Origin of the sequence: Aeromonas bestiarum (genome assembly GCF_028751155.1) — a bacterium.
Lineage (GTDB): Bacteria > Pseudomonadota > Gammaproteobacteria > Enterobacterales > Aeromonadaceae > Aeromonas > Aeromonas bestiarum.
Map to the genome: position 1 here is coordinate 662284 of NZ_CP064746.1, position 16676 is coordinate 678959.

Consider the following 16676-nt stretch of genomic DNA (forward strand, 5'->3'; position numbering starts at 1 on the left):
GGGCCGGCATGGCCAGCCCCGGGCAGGATCAGTGCTTGATGAGGTAGAGCTGGCGGCTGTAGGCCACGTCTTCCGGGTTGTTGATGGGGTAGCCCTTGAGCCAGGGCTTGATCAGCCGGGCGTTGGTGTACTGATAGATGGGAGCGATCGGCGCCTCATCCTGCAATATGGTTTCGGCCTCATCGAACAGCCGGGCCCGCTCGCGGGGATCCTGGCTGCTGGCCGCCTTGGTCAGCAGGGCATCGTAGCCGGCGTTGGCGAAGCGGGCCATGTTGCCGCTGTGGTGGGAGCCCCACAGACCGAGGAAGGCGGAGGGGTCGTTGTAATCGGCCACCCAGGAGGAGCGGATCACCTCGAACTGGCCGCTCTGGCGGCTGTCGAGATAGGTTTTCCACTCCTGATTGGTGAGTTCGACCTGGGCGCCCAGTTTCTGCTTCCAGAGGTTGGCGATGGCCAGCGCCATCTTCTTGTGAATTTCCGCCGTGTTGTAAAGCAGGGTCAGCTTGAGTGGCTTGCCCGGGCCGTAACCGGCCTCCTTGAGCAGCGCCTTGGCCTTCTCATCCAGCGCCTGCTGGCTGCTGCTGGAGAGCAGGTTGGCCTTGGGCTCGAAACCGGCCACCACGTCCGGGGTGAAGTGATAGGCCGGTTTCTCGCCCGTGCCCAGCACCTTGGCGGCGATGAGGCCGCGGTCGATGGTGTAGGAGAGCGCCTTGCGCACCCGCACATCGTTCAGCGGCGGCTGTTGGGTGTTGAAGGCGTAGTAATAGGTGCCGAGTTGATCCGGAGTATGGACCTCACCCGGGATCTGCTGCATCAGCTTGTGATACTGCTCCTTGGGGAAAGACTCTGTGATGTGCAGATCCCCTGCCAGGTAGCGGTTGGTGGCGGCAGTTTCCTGGTTGATGGGCACGAAGGTGACCTTGGTCAGCACCGTATGGGCGCGATCCCAGTAATAGGGGTTGGGAGTCAGCTCCAGCTTCTCGTTCACCACCCGGTGGCTCAGCACGAAGGCGCCGTTGCCGACCAGCTTGCCGGGCTGGGTCCACTGGTTGCCATATTGCTCCATGCTGGCCTGATGCAGCGGTGACAGGCTGGGGTGGGTCAGCAGGCTCAGGAAATAGGGCACAGGCTGGGAGAGGGTCACCTGCAGCGTGTGCTCGTCGAGCGCATTGACCCCAAGCTCGCTGGGGGCCAGCTTGCCGGCCACTATCTCGTCCACCTTGTCGAAGCGGGCCAGCTGGGCAAACCAGGCGAAGGTCGCGGCCTCTTTCGGATCAACCAGTTTGCGCCAGCCGTAGACGAAGTCGGCGGCCTTGACCTTGTCACCGTTGGACCAGCGCGCATCCGGTCGCAGATGGAAGGTAAACTGCTGATTGTCCTTGTTGTCCCAGCTGGCGGCGACGCCAGGCAGCACCTTGCCGTCCGGCCCCTGGGTCAGCAACCCCTCGTAGAGATCCCGCAATACCTGCAGTTCGGGCAGACCGACCAGTTTGAGCGGGCTCAGGCTCGCCGGTTCATCTTTCAGATGACGTACGACGGCCTGTTCGGCAGCGAGTTGAGTGCCGGGCGGAACATCGGCGGCCTGGACACAGGCACAGCCCAGCAGGGCCAGCAAGGGACTCCATCCTTTCATGGTTGATCCTTCAAATAGTGTGAAGCGGGGAGAAAACTCGGCGAGAAATGATCGCCGGCAGACGGGAAATCATGATATCCCGTTTGCTGGTCAGACCGCCAGTATGAGTCCCGTGATTTCAGGGACGCGATGGAACCTTAGTTGACCCGCTGATCCGTTGTCAGGGGGAGAGGAGTGAACGATGAGAATATGGATCCTGTTGGCCCTGGCCATCAGTCAGGGCGCCTGGGCGCTGGCGCCTTGTGAGCGTGGGAGTCCGGTCGGCAGCTGGTGCGAGGTGAACATAGATCAGCTGCACCCGACCCAGGGAGGAGTCGGCCAGATCCAGGTCGACAATACCCAGGCGGAGCTTGCAGGAAAAAGTGCGAAGCAACTCGACAAGTTGATGAAAAAGAAAGAGATCCCTATCGTCATCGCCCCCGATGGCGGCTACTGGCTGGTGGACAGGCATCACCTCACCAAGGCGTTGTGGCAGGCGGGGGTGAAGCAGGCCAGGGTCAAGGTGATCGGCCGCCTGCAGGACAAGTCCAGCTTCTGGAGCCAGATGCAGGGCAATCACTGGGCCTGGCTCAAGGACGAGAAGGGGCTGCCGCTGACCCCTGAGCAGTTGCCCGCCCATATCGGCGAGCTGCCGGATTACCCCTACCGGACCGTGGCGGGCTTGCTGCAGGATGCGGGCTATGTCGACAAGCGGGATCAGGTCTATTTCGTCGAGTTCGCCTGGGCCAGCTGGCTTGGCCAGCAGATGGACTGGTTGCCGGTCGACGGCGCCAATCTGGCGGATCGTCTCTATCAGGCCAAGCGGCTGGCGTGCAGCAGCAAGGCGGGGGGGCTGCCCGGCTATCCCGGCAAGCAGTGCCGGGTCAATCAGTCGCGCAGTGGCAGCTGAGCAAGCGCCAAACCAGTTACCGGAGCGGGGTGCCAGGCCCCCCGCTCCGGTGTCGTCACGCCTGCTCGGCCGGTTGCCAGCGGGCGGCGGCTTGTTCCAGCAGGGCCACCTCGCCTTGCTGGATCAGCGGCAGCAGGGCTTGTACCTGTTCATCGGGCCAGTCCCACCAGGCGAGCGCCTGTAGCCGGGCAATCTCGTCCGAGCCAAAGCGCTGGCGGATCACCCTGGCTGGCGTGCCTGCCACCATGCAGTAGGCCGGCACGTCCCGCGTCACCAGGCTGCGGGCGGCGATAATGGCGCCATCCCCGATAGTCACGCCCGGCATTATCATGGCGTCCATTCCTATCCAGACATCGTTGCCGATACGGGTATCGCCGGCGGGGCGGTAGCTGCGCTTGAGGGCAGCCAGATCGGCAAATGGATAGGTGCTGATGAAGGCCGGGTTGTGGGTGTGGTTGCCCCCCATGATGATCTTCACGCCGGCGGCGATTTGCACGTAATCACCTATGTGGAGCCTGTCTATGTGCCAGAGCGGCTCCCAGCCGGTCTCCGGGCTGCGGCTAACGCTGTCGCCATAGAGGTAGCGCACGGCCTCTTGCTCGAACAGGCCGTCCCAGGCCCCCGAGTAGTAGCTGTGCCGCCCCTTGAGGCAGATGTTGGGATTGGTCACCGTCAGATGCAGGTATTCGACCTGCGACCAGTGTTGGCAGGGTGTCATGGCTGTGTTCCTCGTTGAATGGACAGGATGAATGGCACGAGGAGCACAGCTAATAGATCCAGACCAGCAGGCGGGGCACGCACAGGGTCGAGCAGCCCAGATCCTGGGGTAAGCGGGGTCGCAACATGAAGGCGGTGTCCTGACGGTGTAGGGCCAGATGATGGACCCGGATGGTAAGGCATGAGGAGGGCTATGCCAACCCGGCGAGGCTTTTTTGGTTAAAACCTGCACAAAACATCGGGTTGATATTCATTCTCGACTGGGCATGATAAGTATCCCACCCATAGACTCGGGAGATCGTCATGACGAATCATGTCTGGCAGCGCTACATGCTGGAGGCCGAAAACGCATTGGGGGCCGGGGCGCTCGGCACCGCCATCTGTCTCTATCAGCAGGCCCTTGCCGAAGTGTACGAACTGGCCGATGAAGATCTGGACGAACTGGCCAGCATGCGGGTAGCCACCTGCCATCGGCTTGCCGACTTCTGGCGCGCCATGGAGGAGCCCGCTTATGAGCTGCGCTACCTCAAGCTCGCCTCCGAGCTGGTGACTGCGCTGGTGCCCCAGTGCCCGAACCTGGGATGTGAAGCCCTCATCAGTGAGCTGGGTTGCTGCCGGGCGGCGCTCATCTCCTTTCTCAAGCGTCACCCCAATCCCGAGATCGCCAAATTGATCCAGCTGCAGGACAAGGTGCAGGGCTGTGAGCTGATCGGCCGTTTTCGCCTCAACTGAGGATCAGCCTCTGGGCTTGAGCTTTTGCGCGATCCGCTGCTGCGCCTCTTCCCCCTGCAGGGCGAGGGAGAAGGCGCGCGCCTCCAGATCGATGACGAAGTGCACCGCCTGTTTGAGCTCCTGCTTGAGCAGGGCCTTGCTCTTCTGTAGCGCCTTTGGCAGTTTGGCTGCCAGTTTCAAACCCTGCTCACGGGCCAGTGCCAGCAGCGCATCGGCGGCCACCACCCGGTTGGCGAGGCCTAGACGCAGCGCCTCGCCGGCATCGATGGCCTCGGCCAGCAGCAACAGCTCTGCCGCCTTCAGATGGCCCACTGCGCGGGGCAAGAGCAGACTGGAGGCAAACTCCGGCACCAGTCCCAGCTCGACGAACGGCAGTTGCAGCCGGGCGTTGTCCGCCAGATAGACAAGATCGCAGTGCAGCAGCAGTGTGGTGCCTATGCCGACAGCGGGGCCCGCGACCGCGGCTATGACGGGTTTGGGAAAATCCGCCAGGGTGTGCAGGAACTGCAAAATGGGGTCGTCCGCCTCCAGCGTGTTCTTGCCCATAAAGTCGGCCAGATCATTGCCGGCGGTGAAGCAATCGCTTTGACCCTGTATCAGCAACACATGCACGGCGTCATCTTGTGTCGCTTGGCGTAGTGCTGCGGTGAGGGCGAGATACATCTCGGTATTGAGGGCGTTGCGCTTGTCGGGGCGATTGAGAGTCAGGGTGAGCAAACCGTACTGCTGCTCGGCAACGATAATGGGGTCCATGTCTAAATCCTTGTTATCACAGGCTGTCAAAAGCTTACCGCTGCGGTAATCTTCACGGCGTTTAACAACATCATAAAAGGATTTCAACCATGTTTAAACGTGCGTTTTATTCCCTGCTGGCCCTGGGTCTGGCGGCGCCTGCTCTGGCCAAGATCGAGGCCGTCGATGGCTATGTGCGTCTGCTGCCACCTGGCTCTCCCAACACAGCCGCCTTTCTGGTGCTCAAAAATGACGCAGACACGCCGGTGAAGCTGGTCGCTGCCGCCTCGCCCGAGGTGGGCCGGGCCGAGCTGCACACCCATCTGCACGAGAACGGGGTCATGAAGATGCGCCAGGTCGAGAGCATAGAAGTGCCGGCAAAAGGGGAAGTTGCGCTCAAACCCGGCAGCTTCCACATCATGCTGTTCGAGGTGCGCGAGCTGTCCCAGGGCACGCCCTTCCCGCTGACCCTGACCATGGATGACGGTCAGACGCTGGAATTGAGCCTGCCAGTGAAGCCAATTGAACCCATGGCAGGCATGCAGCACTGACATTAATGGACGCTTGTTCAGTTTTTTACACTGTGTATTCCCGTCGCACTGGGTAAAATGATGGCCTTTCCAGTCCATAAGAGAGTGACATGATGAAGAAGACCTTGATTGCCGGTTGTGTGCTGGCCCTGTTCAGCCAGGCTGCCATGGCTGCTGATGACTGGCGTATCGCTGCCGGTACCGATGTATGGAACGCGCAGGGCAGCGGCCAGATCAACGGTGTCGGGGCCAACGGCAGCTATGACGAGAACTACAACTGGAGCGGCTACCTGCAACTGGAGCACGGCATCATTCTGCTGCCCAACGCCAAGTTCGAGATGTCCGATTTCGGTACCAGCGGCGGCGCCCTCAACAACGATCTGATGGCCTACGACCTGAGCCTCTACTATCGCCTGTTCAACAACGACCTGTTCCAGATCGACCTGGGTCTGACCGGTCGTCGTTATGATGGCGATTTCAACACCCAGCACTACTCCTATGACAAGGATGTGCTGATGGCTTACACCGGCGCCGAAGTGCGCATCCCGGGTACCGGCTTTGCCGCCTTCGGCGATGCCCGCGTACAGGATGCCGACAACTATGACTACCGTCTGGGTGGCTCCTACAAGTTCGCTTCCGTCCCCCTCAAGGTGCGTGCCGGCTGGCGTGATGCGAGCATGGACTTCGATCGCGTTGATCAGCGGGTTGATGGCTGGTTCATCGGCGGCGAATTCACTTTCTAATCTGACCGTCAGCTGACGACGAGGAGCGGTAATGGGCCACATCATAGTGACGGGGGCGGGATCCGGTCTGGGTCGCGCCCTGACCATAGGTCTGGTTGAACGCGGCCATCGGGTATCCATGATGGGGCGTCGTTATCAGAAGTTGCAGGAGCAGGAAGATCTGCTCGGCAAGGCGGTGATCGGCATAGCCGCCGATCTGGCGCACCACGAGGAAGTGGACGTGGCGTTTGCCGCCGCGGTGGAGTGGGGCGGCTTGCCCGAGCTGGTGCTGCACTGCGCCGGGGTGGGTGAGTTCGGCCCGGTCGGTGTCTACACCGCCGAGCAGATCCGCCGGGTGGTAGAGAGCAACCTCATCTCCACCATTCTGGTGGCCCAGCAGACGGTGCGACTCATCGGCGACAAGGGCGGGGTGCTGGCCAACGTGCTCTCCTCCGCCGCTCAGGTGGGCAAGGCCAACGAGAGCCTCTACTGCGCCTCCAAGTGGGGCATGCGGGGCTTTCTGGAGTCCTTGCGCGCCGAGCTCAAGAGCTCGCCCCTGCGGCTGGTCAACCTCTATCCGAGCGGGATCCGCAGCGAATTCTGGGACAACTCGGATCACGTGGACCCGAGCGGCTTCATGACCCCGGAAGATGCGGCGGCCTACATGCTGGATGCGCTGGAGGCCAGAAGCAGCTGCCATGTGACCGATCTCTTTATCGGTCGCAATGGCTGAGGCAGAGCCCTGCCATCCGCTTCCTCTCGTCAGAGAAAGCAGAAACAAAAAGCGCGCCATCGGGCGCGCTTTTTTATGTTGGCAAGGGGGCTGAATTAACGACCCAGCTTGGCCTTGAGCATGGCAACGATCTCGCCGATCGCCACTTCCTGCTTCTCGCCGGAGCGGCGGCACTTGTACTCCACCACGCCGTTGTCCAGACCGCGATCGCCGATGACGATGGCGTGTGGCACACCCAGCAGCTCCATGTCGGCAAACATCACGCCCGGGCGCTCTTTGCGGTCATCGAACAGCACGTCCACACCGGCGGCCTTCAGCTCGGTGTAGAACTGCTGTGCCTGCTCGGCCACGCGCTCGGATTTGTGCATGTTCATCGGCACTATGGCCACTTCGAACGGGGCTATGGCGTCCGGCCAGATGATGCCGTACTGGTCGTTGTTCTGCTCGATGGCGGCGGCCACCAGACGGGAGACCCCGATGCCGTAGCAACCCATCTCCATGGTGACGGACTTGCCGCCCTCGTTCAGCACGCTCGCCTTCATGGCTTCGGAGTACTTGGTGCCGAGCTGGAAGATGTGGCCCACCTCGATGCCGCGCTTGAGCAGCAGTTTGCCCTGGCCGCAGGGGCTGGGGTCGCCTTCCACCACGTTGCGCAGATCGGCCACTTCGTAAGTGGCGATGTCGCGATCCCAGTTCGCACCGGTCAGGTGGAAGCCGGTCTCGTTGGCGCCACAGACGAAGTCTGCCAGATGAGCGGCGCTGCGATCGGCGATGATGCGACCGGCAAAGCCGACCGGGCCGATGGAGCCGGCATCACAACCGGCGGCAGCCTTGATCTGCTCCTCGTTGGCGAAGGTCAGCGGGTTGGCGACACCGGCCAGCTTCTCGGCCTTGATCTCGTTCAGCTCGTGATCACCGCGCAGCACCAGGGCGATGATGGCCTGGTTGCCGTGCTCGTCAGCTTCGGCCAGTACCAGCAGGGTCTTGGCGATGGCGGTCGGCGCCACGTTCAGGAAGGTGGCCACTTCGTCTATGGTGTGGACGGCCGGGGTCGCCACCTTGGTCAGGGCCTTGGTCGCGGCAGCGCGCTCACCGGCCGGTGCCAGCGCTTCGGCCATCTCTATGTTGGCGGCGTAGTCGGAGGTGTCGGAGAAGGCGATCAGGTCTTCACCGCTCTCGGCCAGCACCTGGAATTCATGGGAGCCGGTACCGCCGATGGAGCCGGTATCGGCCTGCACTGGACGGAAGTTCAGCCCCATGCGGGTGAAGGCGGCACAGTAGGCGGCGTGCATCCGCTCGTAGGTCTCGATCAGCGAGGCCTTGTCGATGTGGAAGGAGTAGGCGTCCTTCATCAGGAACTCGCGACCGCGCATCACACCGAAACGGGGGCGCACTTCATCGCGGAACTTGGTCTGGATCTGGTAGAGGTTGAGCGGCAGCTGCTTGTAGCTGTTCACTTCGTAACGGATCAGCGAGGTGATCACCTCTTCGTGGGTCGGGCCCAGCACGAAGGGACGGTTGTGACGGTCGGTCAGGCGGCACAGCTCGGGACCGTAGTCATCCCAGCGGCCGGACTCCTGCCACAGCTCGGCGGGCTGCACCACCGGCATGGAGACTTCGATGGCACCAGCGTTGTTCATCTCTTCGCGAACAATGTTCTCGATCTTTTTCAGTACCCGCAGGCCGGACGGCAGCCAGGCATACATGCCTGAGGCCAGTTTGCGGATCATGCCGGCGCGCAGCATCAGCTGATGGCTGACGACTTCGGCGTCGGACGGGGTTTCCTTGAGAGTGGAAAGCAGATATTGGCTGGTACGCATCGCTCGTGACCTTAGATAAGACGGGCCGCGGGGCCCTGGATAAATTCAAGAGCGGAATTTTAACAGGGAGGGCCCTGCGGCCCAAGGGCTAAATTTAGCGCAGCGGGAGAAAGCGGGGGCCGGGCCCCCGCCCGTGTCAGACCCGAAATTGCGACAGCAGTCGTTGTTGCAGCAGGCTGGCTTGATGGAGGGAGGAGGCGAGTTGCAGGCACTCCTGCGCCTCCTGCTCACCTGTCTGGGCCTGCAGGCTGATGCCGGAGACCTTGTCCGAGGTGTGGCTCAGGGTGTGGGAGAGCTGGCCGGTGGCATCCGCCACCTGTTGCACCATGTCGGCCAGATGGTCGATGGCTTCTTCCACCTTGAACAGGATCTGCTTGGTGTTGTCGGAATCCTGCATGCCCGACTCCACGGTTTTCAGGTTGCGCTGCATCATCAGATAGGCCTTCTCGGTCTGCTGCTGAATGTTGTTGATCACCTCGGTGATCTCGGCGCTGGAGGAGGCGGTACGGTTGGCCAAGGTGCGCACCTCGTCGGCCACCACGGCAAAGCCCCGGCCCATCTCGCCGGCCCGGGCCGCCTCGATGGCGGCGTTGAGCGCCAGCAGGTTGGTCTGCTCCGAGATGCTGCTGATGGTGGAGATGATCTGGCCAATCTGGCTCGCCTGCTCCTTGAGGGCGTTGATGGCGTTGGCGCACTCGCCCACCTCCACCACGACCCGCTGCATGCCGTTGCTGGCGGAGGTCACGTACTGACTGCTTTCTGCGGTGAGCTGGCGTACCTCGTTGGCGTTTTGCGCCGCCAGGCTGCAATTGTCCGAGATGGAGGTGGCGACCTGCACCATCTGCTCGCTGTCGTGGTGCAGCGCCTGGGCATGCTCGGCGGTCTGGCGGCTGCTCTGGCTGATGGCCTCGACCCGGTTGACCGAGGTGTGGACGTGGTCGCTGATGTGCTGGTTGTTGTCCATGGTGGAGCTGATCATCTTCTGCAGCTTCTCGATGAAGCGATCCACACTGCCCGCCAGCGAGCCTATCTCATCGTCCCGCTTGAGATTGATCCGCGCGTTGAGATCGCCCTCACCGGCGGCTATGTCCTGCATGCGCTGATTGACCTGCAGCAGGGGCCTGACTATGGTGCGAACCAGCCAGAAACCGCAGAGCGCGACGATCAGCAGGCTCAGTACCAGACCCCCCAGGATCAGGTTTTTGGTATGACCGATGATGGTATTGAGCTGGTTTACCTGATCCTCGACAGTGGCATCTCCCTTGGCCTCGACTTCGACCAGCACCTGCTTGAGCTGTTCGGCACTGCTCTCGTATCGCGCCAGCTGGCTCTGGTAATCGCTCAGGGCTGCAATCCACTGGCTTATCAGCCGCTGATCGTCGGCCTGCAGGGCCCGGTATTGCGTCGCCAGCGACTGGCCGGCGAACTCCCCCTCACCCGGGATATCGAACAGCCCCGTGGCCAGCATGCCGTCGACCGCCTCCTGATAGAAGCGGGTCGCCTCCTTCAACTCGGCCTGGATGGCGGGGGTCGGGCCCTCACTCTGCATCTTCTCCAGCGCATAGAGTTGGCGCAGGAAGCCGATGTTGGCTTCCATGCCGCCGTCGGCCGCTTGCCAGCGGGTGGCGAGGCCGCCATTCCAGCTGATGGCCTGATCCGGCGACTGGGTGAGGCTCTCGACAGCGCCATCGCCGACCACTTCCAGCTGGATGGAGAGGCGGGACATGCGTTCCGAACTGGCGCGCAGCGCCTGATCGACGCCGGTATAGGTGCGATAGAGCGCCAGCAGCTTGTCCTGCTGTTGCTGATAATCCTGCTGGCGCTGGTTCATGGTGCTGATCGCCGTCTCGTCGATGAGCCTGCCTTCACCCACCCGGCGCAGGGCATCTGTGGTGGCCGCTCTGGCCCGTTGCAGCTCGGGCTCGTCGAGGGGCATGCCTCTGAGCATTTTCTGGATATACAGGGACTGGTTGCCCAGCTCTATGGATCCCTCCATGGCGCCATCGGCGGTCTGCCAGGCGGCCCCCAATACATAGGAGAGCAGATCGGCCAGCCGCTGGCTGCCATACCAGCCGATGGCCCCCATGCCCAGCGTGCAGCCGAGCAGGATCGTCAGTCCCAGATTCGATGTAGTGACAATTTTCATGATGCAGGACCTTCCTTGGTTCCGAACAAACCCAATTCAGTGTTCTCTCAATGGCAAACATTCGCCATTCCCGGTGGAAAATAAAGTTACTGCTCAGATCCGATCCAAGCATGGCTCCGAAAGCGCCAGAGTGCCGAGAATCCTCTGCCGTACTCCGCCGCCCTATGCTGGATACTTATCCAGTTATTCTTTATGCTATGACCCAATTTACAGATAGATGGTTTGGCGAGGAGAGAGCCGTGATTGGTCGCTTGAGAGGCGTAGTCATTGAGAAACAACCCCCCGAGGTGCTGCTGGAAGTCGGGGGCGTGGGCTATGAGGTACAGATGCCCATGAGCTGCTTCTATGATCTGCCCGAGATCGGCAAGGAAGCGACCATTCATATCCACTTCGTGGTGCGTGAGGATGCCCAGCTGCTGTATGGATTCAACCACAAGCAGGAGCGGGCGCTGTTTCGCGAGCTGATCAAGACCAACGGCGTCGGCCCCAAGCTGGCGCTGGCGATCCTCTCCGGCATGACGGCCACCCAGTTCGTGCTGAGTGTCGAGCGCGAGGAGATAAGCTCCCTGGTCAAATTGCCTGGCGTGGGCAAGAAGACAGCCGAGCGGCTGGTGGTGGAGATGAAGGACAGGCTCAAGGGCTGGGTCAGCCACGATCTCTTCTCGCCGGCCGAGATCAGCCTGCCGGCCAAGGAGAGCCGGCTGCGGGCGCCCGATGCGAGCGAAGAGGCGGCCAGCGCGCTGGTGGCTCTGGGCTACAAGCCGCAGCAGGCCAGCCAGATCGTCAGCAAGATAGCCATCGATGGGATGTCGGTGGAAGATATCATCCGTGAATCCCTGCGTAGTCTGGTGTGAGGTAGGCAATGATTGAAGCGGACCGTCTCATCTCCGCCACCGGCGTGCGTGAGGATGAGATCATCGATCGGGCCATACGGCCAAAGATGCTGGCCGATTACACAGGCCAGGATCCCGTCTGCGAGCAGATGGAGATCTTCATCGAGGCGGCACGCCAGCGTGGCGAGGCACTCGATCACCTGCTGATCTTCGGCCCGCCGGGTCTGGGCAAGACCACGCTCGCGAACATAGTGGCCAACGAGATGGGGGTCAACATCAAGACCACCTCGGGTCCTGTGCTGGAAAAGGCCGGCGATCTGGCGGCGCTGCTCACCAACCTCGAACCCAATGACGTGCTGTTTATCGACGAGATCCACCGACTGAGCCCTGTGGTGGAAGAGGTGCTCTATCCGGCGATGGAGGATTACCAGCTCGACATCATGATAGGGGAGGGCCCCGCCGCCCGATCCATCAAGCTCGACTTGCCTCCCTTTACCCTGATCGGCGCCACTACCCGGGCCGGCTCCCTGACCAGCCCGCTGCGGGATCGTTTCGGCATAGTGCAGCGGCTGGAGTTCTACAACGTCAAGGATCTGACCGATATCGTCTCCCGCAGCGCCCGTTGCCTGGGGCTGGAGATGACCAGTGACGGCGCCCTGGAATTGGCCCGTCGTTCCCGCGGTACCCCGCGGATTGCCAACCGTCTGTTGCGTCGCGTGCGCGACTTTGCCCAGGTCAAGTCTGATGGCCGGATAGACGGACCCATAGCGGCCCGAGCCATGGACATGCTGGACGTGGACAATGAAGGTTTCGACTTCATGGACCGCAAGCTATTGTTGGCTGTGATAGACAAGTTTCTGGGGGGCCCTGTGGGTCTCGATAACCTGGCGGCTGCCATAGGTGAAGAGAAAGACACTATCGAGGATGTGCTGGAGCCCTATCTGATCCAGCAGGGCTATCTGCAACGTACACCCAGAGGGCGGATGGCGACACCGAGAGCGTATGCGCATTTTGGCTTGCAACGGCCAGATGAAAGGTGAAAACAGCTGTTTGAACAAAAAACCGCCATCAAGGGCGGTTTTTTGTTATCCGGGCAAAAAAAAGCCCACGGCGGATGCGGTGGGCAAAGACAATTCAGGATGGATGTTCACAGACAGTGAGTGCGTCTGGACACAGACCGGAAAAAAACAGAGGAGCCGTCGCGAGGCCTCAGAGTCGGTTCATTTGATAGAGCTGAACGAACGAAAGCTTGTAGTAACGGATGGTTTTAGCAACAAACTTTTTCATCTTAAATTCCAATAGACAGGTTCGAAATGTTCATCGAATACGTACCGGGAACCCAGATTGACCGGCCTGTATCCAAGGGTATGCCCTCACTGCGAGGCGCATTGTAGGAGCTCTGTCGGACTCGGACAAACAAGAAAAATTACCTATATCAGATTAGATTAACTAATCATTTGCCTGGGTTGTCGAATTAGCATGAACATGCGTTTTTACTGGTTTTTAATTGGAGTTGCCGGCGGGCAGCCAGGGGTGGGAAAACATTATGAAAATCCGCTTGAACATTGTTTTTTAACAGAAGCGTCACTTATTGGTGATGATATTAAATTTGATTTAAATCAATGATTTGCGATTTAGTGTTTTTTGTGACGCAGCTCTCCAAATTAAATGGAACGCGACGTGAAAATGCCTTTGAAAGGCATGTATTGATGATGGTTTTACATTGATTTCAATCAAATAAAGGTGATATAAAACATCGGTCATTATGGGCGGGAATAAAGCAAGTCTGATTGTTTTGTAATTGTTAAACATTAGCTTTTTTTGTTCCTGTGTATTGCCTTGTTGTTAATGCTGGTAGCAGTCGAATCCGGTCGCCAGTGCAAACTGGAGCGTGACCGATAATTCGGGGACTTCCAACGGAAGCTTTGTCCTTAAAACTTAAAATAGCCGTGCCAATAATCGGTGAGGAAACATCATGATTGCTGAGCATGTGGTAGACCTATCGCGGTTCCAATTCGCTGCGACGGCCCTTTATCACTTCCTGTTTGTACCCCTGACGCTCGGAATGGCCTTCATTCTGGCGATCATGGAATCTGTCTATGTGATGACCAACAACCCTGTCTACCGGGACATGACCAAGTTCTGGGGCAAGTTGTTTGGTATCAACTTCGCCCTCGGGGTTACCACAGGGCTGACCATGGAGTTTCAGTTCGGTACCAACTGGGCCTATTACTCCCACTATGTAGGCGATATCTTCGGGGCCCCGCTGGCCATCGAAGGCTTGATGGCCTTCTTCCTGGAATCCACCTTCGTCGGCATGTTCTTCTTTGGTTGGGATCGCCTGACCAAGCGTCAACATCTGGCTTCGACCTGGTTGATGGCGCTGGGGACCAACCTCTCCGCCCTCTGGATCCTGGTGGCCAACGGCTGGATGCAGAACCCGGTCGGTGCCGAGTTCAACTTCGAGTCCATGCGGATGGAGATGGTGAGCTTCGCCGAACTGGTGTTCAACCCGGTTGCTCAGGTCAAGTTCGTCCACACGGTCGCGGCCGGCTATACCACGGGCGCCATGTTCGTGCTGGGCATCTCCTCCTATTACCTGCTGAAGAATCGTGATGTGGCCTTCGCCCGTCGCTCCTTCGCCATCGCAGCGGCCTTCGGTATGGCCTCCATCCTCTCCGTGCTGATCCTCGGTGACGAGTCCGGCTACGAGACGGGTGAAGTGCAGAAGGTGAAACTGGCGGCCATCGAGGCCGAGTGGAACACAGAACCGGCTCCGGCATCCTTTACCCTGTTCGGTATCCCGAACCAGGAAGAGATGCGCACCGATTACGCCATCAAGATCCCGTACGCGCTCGGCATCATCGCCACCCGTTCCCTGGATGGCCAGGTGACCGGCCTCAAGGATCTGAAGAGCGAGCATGAGCTGCGCGTGCGCAACGGCATGACCGCCTATGACCTGCTGACCAAGCTGCAATCCGGCGACAAGTCCGATGATACCCGTGCCCGCTTCGATGAAGTGAAGCAGGATCTGGGCTACGGTCTGCTGCTCAAGCGCTACACCAACAACGTGACCGACGCGACCGATGAACAGATCAAGGCCGCCGTGGATGACTCCATCCCGCAGGTTGCACCGCTGTTCTTCGCCTTCCGCATCATGGTTGCCTGCGGCATGCTGATGCTGCTGCTGATCGGCCTGGCCTTCTATGACAGCACTCGCCACAAGATCGGTGAGCGCAAATGGCTGCTCAAGGCGCTGCTGTGGGGTATCCCGCTGCCCTGGATCGCCATCGAGTGTGGCTGGTTCGTCGCGGAATATGGCCGTCAGCCCTGGACCATAGCCGAAGTGCTGCCGACCTCGGTCTCTGCATCCAACGTGCCTGCGTCCGAGATCTGGTTCTCCCTGATCGGGATCTGCCTGTTCTACACGGTGCTGCTCATCATAGAGATGTACCTGATGTTCAAGTATGCGCGTCTGGGCCCAAGCAGCCTGAAGACGGGCAAGTACCACTTCGAACAGAGCAAGGCATAAGGAGAGTAACCCATGTTTGATTACGAAATGTTGCGTCTGGTCTGGTGGGTGCTGGTCGGTGTCTTGCTGATCGGTTTCGCCATCACCGACGGTTTCGATATGGGGGTGGGCGCACTGCTCCCCTTCGTCGGAAAGAAGGATGTGGAGCGTCGGGTGATGCTCAACACCATGGGCCCGCACTGGGAAGGCAACCAGGTATGGCTGGTCACGGCGGGCGGAGCCCTGTTCGCGGCCTGGCCCATAGTGTATGCGGCAGCCTTCTCCGGCTTCTACATCGCCATGATCCTGACCCTGATGGCGCTCTTCTTCCGTCCGGTCGGCTTCAAGTACCGTTCCCTGCGTGAAGACGCCAAGTGGCGTACCAACTGGGATTGGGCCCTGTTCATCGGCAGCGCCGTTCCCCCCGTCATCTTCGGGGTCGCCTTTGGCAACCTGCTGCAGGGTGTACCGTTCAGCTTCAACCAGTTCCTGATGCTGACCTATCACGGCAACTTCTTCGGCCTGCTCAATCCGTTCGGTCTGCTGGCCGGTCTGGTGAGCCTGTTCATGATTGTGACCCAGGGCGCTACCTGGCTGATGATGAAGACCGAGGGCGAGGTGCTGGCTCGTTCCCGTACCGCCGCAATGATCTTCTCCCTGCTGACGCTGGTCACCTTCGCGTTGGCCGGTGTCTGGGTCAGTGGCATGGACGGTTATGTGGTGGTCAGCGGTGCCGCGACCGATGCCGTGACCAACCCCCTGCACAAGGAAGTCGTGGTGCAGGCCGGTGCCTGGATGCAGAACTACAGCCTCTATAGCTGGATGATGATCGCTCCCGCGCTGGGTCTGGCGATGTGCGTGCTGACGGCGGCGGCGGCCAAGATTGGCAAGGGCTGGCTGGCATTCCTCTGCTCCTCCCTGGCCATTGCGGGCATCATCTTGACGGCGGGCTTCTCCATGTTCCCCTTCATCATGCCGTCCAGCCTGGAGCCATCGCAGAGTCTGACCATGTGGGATGCCACCGCCTCCTTCAACACCCTCAAGGTGATGACAGTGGTCGCGGCCATCTTTGTCCCGACTGTGCTGGGTTACACCATCTGGACCTACATCAAGATGTTTGGCCGGGTGAGCAACAAGCACATCGAAGACAACCAACAATCGCTCTACTAAGAAGGTGCCCTGATATGTGGTATTTCACCTGGATCCTGGGTCTGCTGCTGGCTTGTGCGTTTGGCATCATCAATGCGCTCTGGCTGGAACACACCGAGAACATGGATCGCAAGATCGATGAAAACAAGTGATCGACTCGCCCGGTTGGCGGCTCCTCTGGAGCGCCAACCCTGGCAGGGGTTGATACTGGTAGCGGCGGCCCTGTTGGCCGTCGCTATTTTGCAGGCCCCCAACCTGGTGGCCGCCAACACCAGTGAGCACGGCCTCTGGCTCGCGCCCTGGCTGATGTGGGCGGTCTGTTGCGGCGTGATGCACGGGCTGGGATTCCATCCCCGCAGCCTCATCGGTCGCGTACTGTTTTGCCCCTGGCTCGCCTGGCCCAGTTTGTTATATGGGCTCTGGTTGACTCAAGGCTATTTCCTTTCATAAAAAACGGGGGGAGGCAGGATTTCCCTGCCTCCCCCTGCTTCTTTCCTATTCAGCCCTGCGCTATGATAGCCCCCCATCT

The 16676-nt window shown here is 60.2% G+C and carries 17 protein-coding genes; 12 read left to right on the plus strand and 5 right to left on the minus strand.

Translation table 11 applies throughout. The annotated features are described in order from the left end of the window. Window positions 1-28: 28 nt before the first annotated feature. A complete protein-coding gene (locus IU367_RS03235) occupies window positions 29-1633 on the minus strand; it encodes a peptide ABC transporter substrate-binding protein (protein ID WP_274453426.1) in 1605 nt (534 codons plus the stop codon). A gap of 181 nt (window positions 1634-1814) precedes the next feature. Between IU367_RS03235 and IU367_RS03240 the strand changes: the two genes are divergently transcribed. Next, window positions 1815-2522: a ParB-like protein gene (locus IU367_RS03240; protein ID WP_274453427.1), complete on the plus strand. Its 708-nt coding sequence runs from the start codon at window positions 1815-1817 to the stop codon at window positions 2520-2522. Between the two features lie 55 nt (window positions 2523-2577). Here the strand turns inward: IU367_RS03240 and IU367_RS03245 are convergent, their stop codons facing one another. After that, window positions 2578-3240 carry a CatB-related O-acetyltransferase gene (locus IU367_RS03245; RefSeq protein WP_274453428.1) on the minus strand — a complete coding sequence of 221 codons (663 nt, stop codon included), beginning with the start codon at window positions 3238-3240 and terminating at the stop codon, window positions 2578-2580. 302 nt (window positions 3241-3542) lie between these two features. Between IU367_RS03245 and IU367_RS03250 the strand changes: the two genes are divergently transcribed. Further along, a complete protein-coding gene (locus IU367_RS03250; RefSeq protein ID WP_043142368.1) occupies window positions 3543-3971 on the plus strand; it encodes a DUF2753 family protein in 429 nt (142 codons plus the stop codon). Window positions 3972-3974: 3 nt separating this feature from the next. Here IU367_RS03250 and IU367_RS03255 read toward each other — a convergent pair whose 3' ends face one another. Next, the gene (locus tag IU367_RS03255) at window positions 3975-4724 is read right to left on the minus strand and encodes an enoyl-CoA hydratase-related protein (protein WP_181003696.1); all 750 of its coding nucleotides are present in this window, start codon (window positions 4722-4724) and stop codon (window positions 3975-3977) included. 89 nt (window positions 4725-4813) lie between these two features. Here IU367_RS03255 and IU367_RS03260 point away from each other — a divergent pair, with 89 nt between their 5' ends. The 3 genes from IU367_RS03260 to IU367_RS03270 all read left to right on the plus strand — a co-directional run bounded on the left by IU367_RS03260 (window position 4814) and on the right by IU367_RS03270 (window position 6688). Then, a complete protein-coding gene (locus tag IU367_RS03260; RefSeq protein WP_103472538.1) occupies window positions 4814-5254 on the plus strand; it encodes a copper chaperone PCu(A)C in 441 nt (146 codons plus the stop codon). 92 nt (window positions 5255-5346) lie between these two features. After that, a complete protein-coding gene (locus tag IU367_RS03265) occupies window positions 5347-5976 on the plus strand; it encodes a TIGR04219 family outer membrane beta-barrel protein (RefSeq protein ID WP_042865656.1) in 630 nt (209 codons plus the stop codon). A gap of 31 nt (window positions 5977-6007) precedes the next feature. Then, entirely contained in the window at window positions 6008-6688 is a 681-nt protein-coding gene (locus IU367_RS03270) for an SDR family oxidoreductase (protein WP_103472537.1), read from the plus strand. A gap of 95 nt (window positions 6689-6783) precedes the next feature. Here IU367_RS03270 and IU367_RS03275 read toward each other — a convergent pair whose 3' ends face one another. Together IU367_RS03275 and IU367_RS03280 are read right to left on the minus strand one after the other, a co-directional pair. Further along, window positions 6784-8508, minus strand: coding sequence for a proline--tRNA ligase (locus IU367_RS03275; RefSeq protein WP_274453429.1), 1725 nt, complete (start codon window positions 8506-8508; stop codon window positions 6784-6786). A 136-nt stretch (window positions 8509-8644) separates the two neighbouring features. Beyond that, window positions 8645-10654 carry a methyl-accepting chemotaxis protein gene (locus tag IU367_RS03280; RefSeq protein ID WP_043142352.1) on the minus strand — a complete coding sequence of 670 codons (2010 nt, stop codon included), beginning with the start codon at window positions 10652-10654 and terminating at the stop codon, window positions 8645-8647. A gap of 239 nt (window positions 10655-10893) precedes the next feature. Between IU367_RS03280 and ruvA the strand changes: the two genes are divergently transcribed. From ruvA to IU367_RS03315, 7 genes are all read left to right on the plus strand, one after another. Continuing rightward, window positions 10894-11508 (plus strand): Holliday junction branch migration protein RuvA, encoded by a 615-nt coding sequence (gene ruvA / locus IU367_RS03285; RefSeq protein ID WP_043142349.1) that lies wholly within the window; start codon window positions 10894-10896, stop codon window positions 11506-11508. Between the two features lie 8 nt (window positions 11509-11516). Continuing rightward, window positions 11517-12527 (plus strand): Holliday junction branch migration DNA helicase RuvB, encoded by a 1011-nt coding sequence (gene ruvB, locus IU367_RS03290; RefSeq protein WP_042865606.1) that lies wholly within the window; start codon window positions 11517-11519, stop codon window positions 12525-12527. A gap of 439 nt (window positions 12528-12966) precedes the next feature. Continuing rightward, window positions 12967-13113: a hypothetical protein gene (locus tag IU367_RS03295; protein ID WP_274453430.1), complete on the plus strand. Its 147-nt coding sequence runs from the start codon at window positions 12967-12969 to the stop codon at window positions 13111-13113. Window positions 13114-13462: 349 nt separating this feature from the next. Next, entirely contained in the window at window positions 13463-15019 is a 1557-nt protein-coding gene (gene cydA, locus IU367_RS03300) for a cytochrome ubiquinol oxidase subunit I (RefSeq protein ID WP_042865605.1), read from the plus strand. A 12-nt stretch (window positions 15020-15031) separates the two neighbouring features. Next, window positions 15032-16168, plus strand: a complete 1137-nt coding sequence (gene cydB / locus IU367_RS03305) for a cytochrome d ubiquinol oxidase subunit II (protein WP_098982327.1) — start codon at window positions 15032-15034, stop codon at window positions 16166-16168. Between the two features lie 14 nt (window positions 16169-16182). Beyond that, window positions 16183-16299 carry a cytochrome bd-I oxidase subunit CydX gene (gene cydX, locus IU367_RS03310; protein ID WP_043142346.1) on the plus strand — a complete coding sequence of 39 codons (117 nt, stop codon included), beginning with the start codon at window positions 16183-16185 and terminating at the stop codon, window positions 16297-16299. Next, a complete protein-coding gene (locus tag IU367_RS03315) occupies window positions 16286-16597 on the plus strand; it encodes a cyd operon YbgE family protein (RefSeq protein WP_043554536.1) in 312 nt (103 codons plus the stop codon). The genes cydX and IU367_RS03315 overlap by 14 nt, the downstream gene beginning before the upstream one ends. Window positions 16598-16676: the final 79 nt, after the last annotated feature.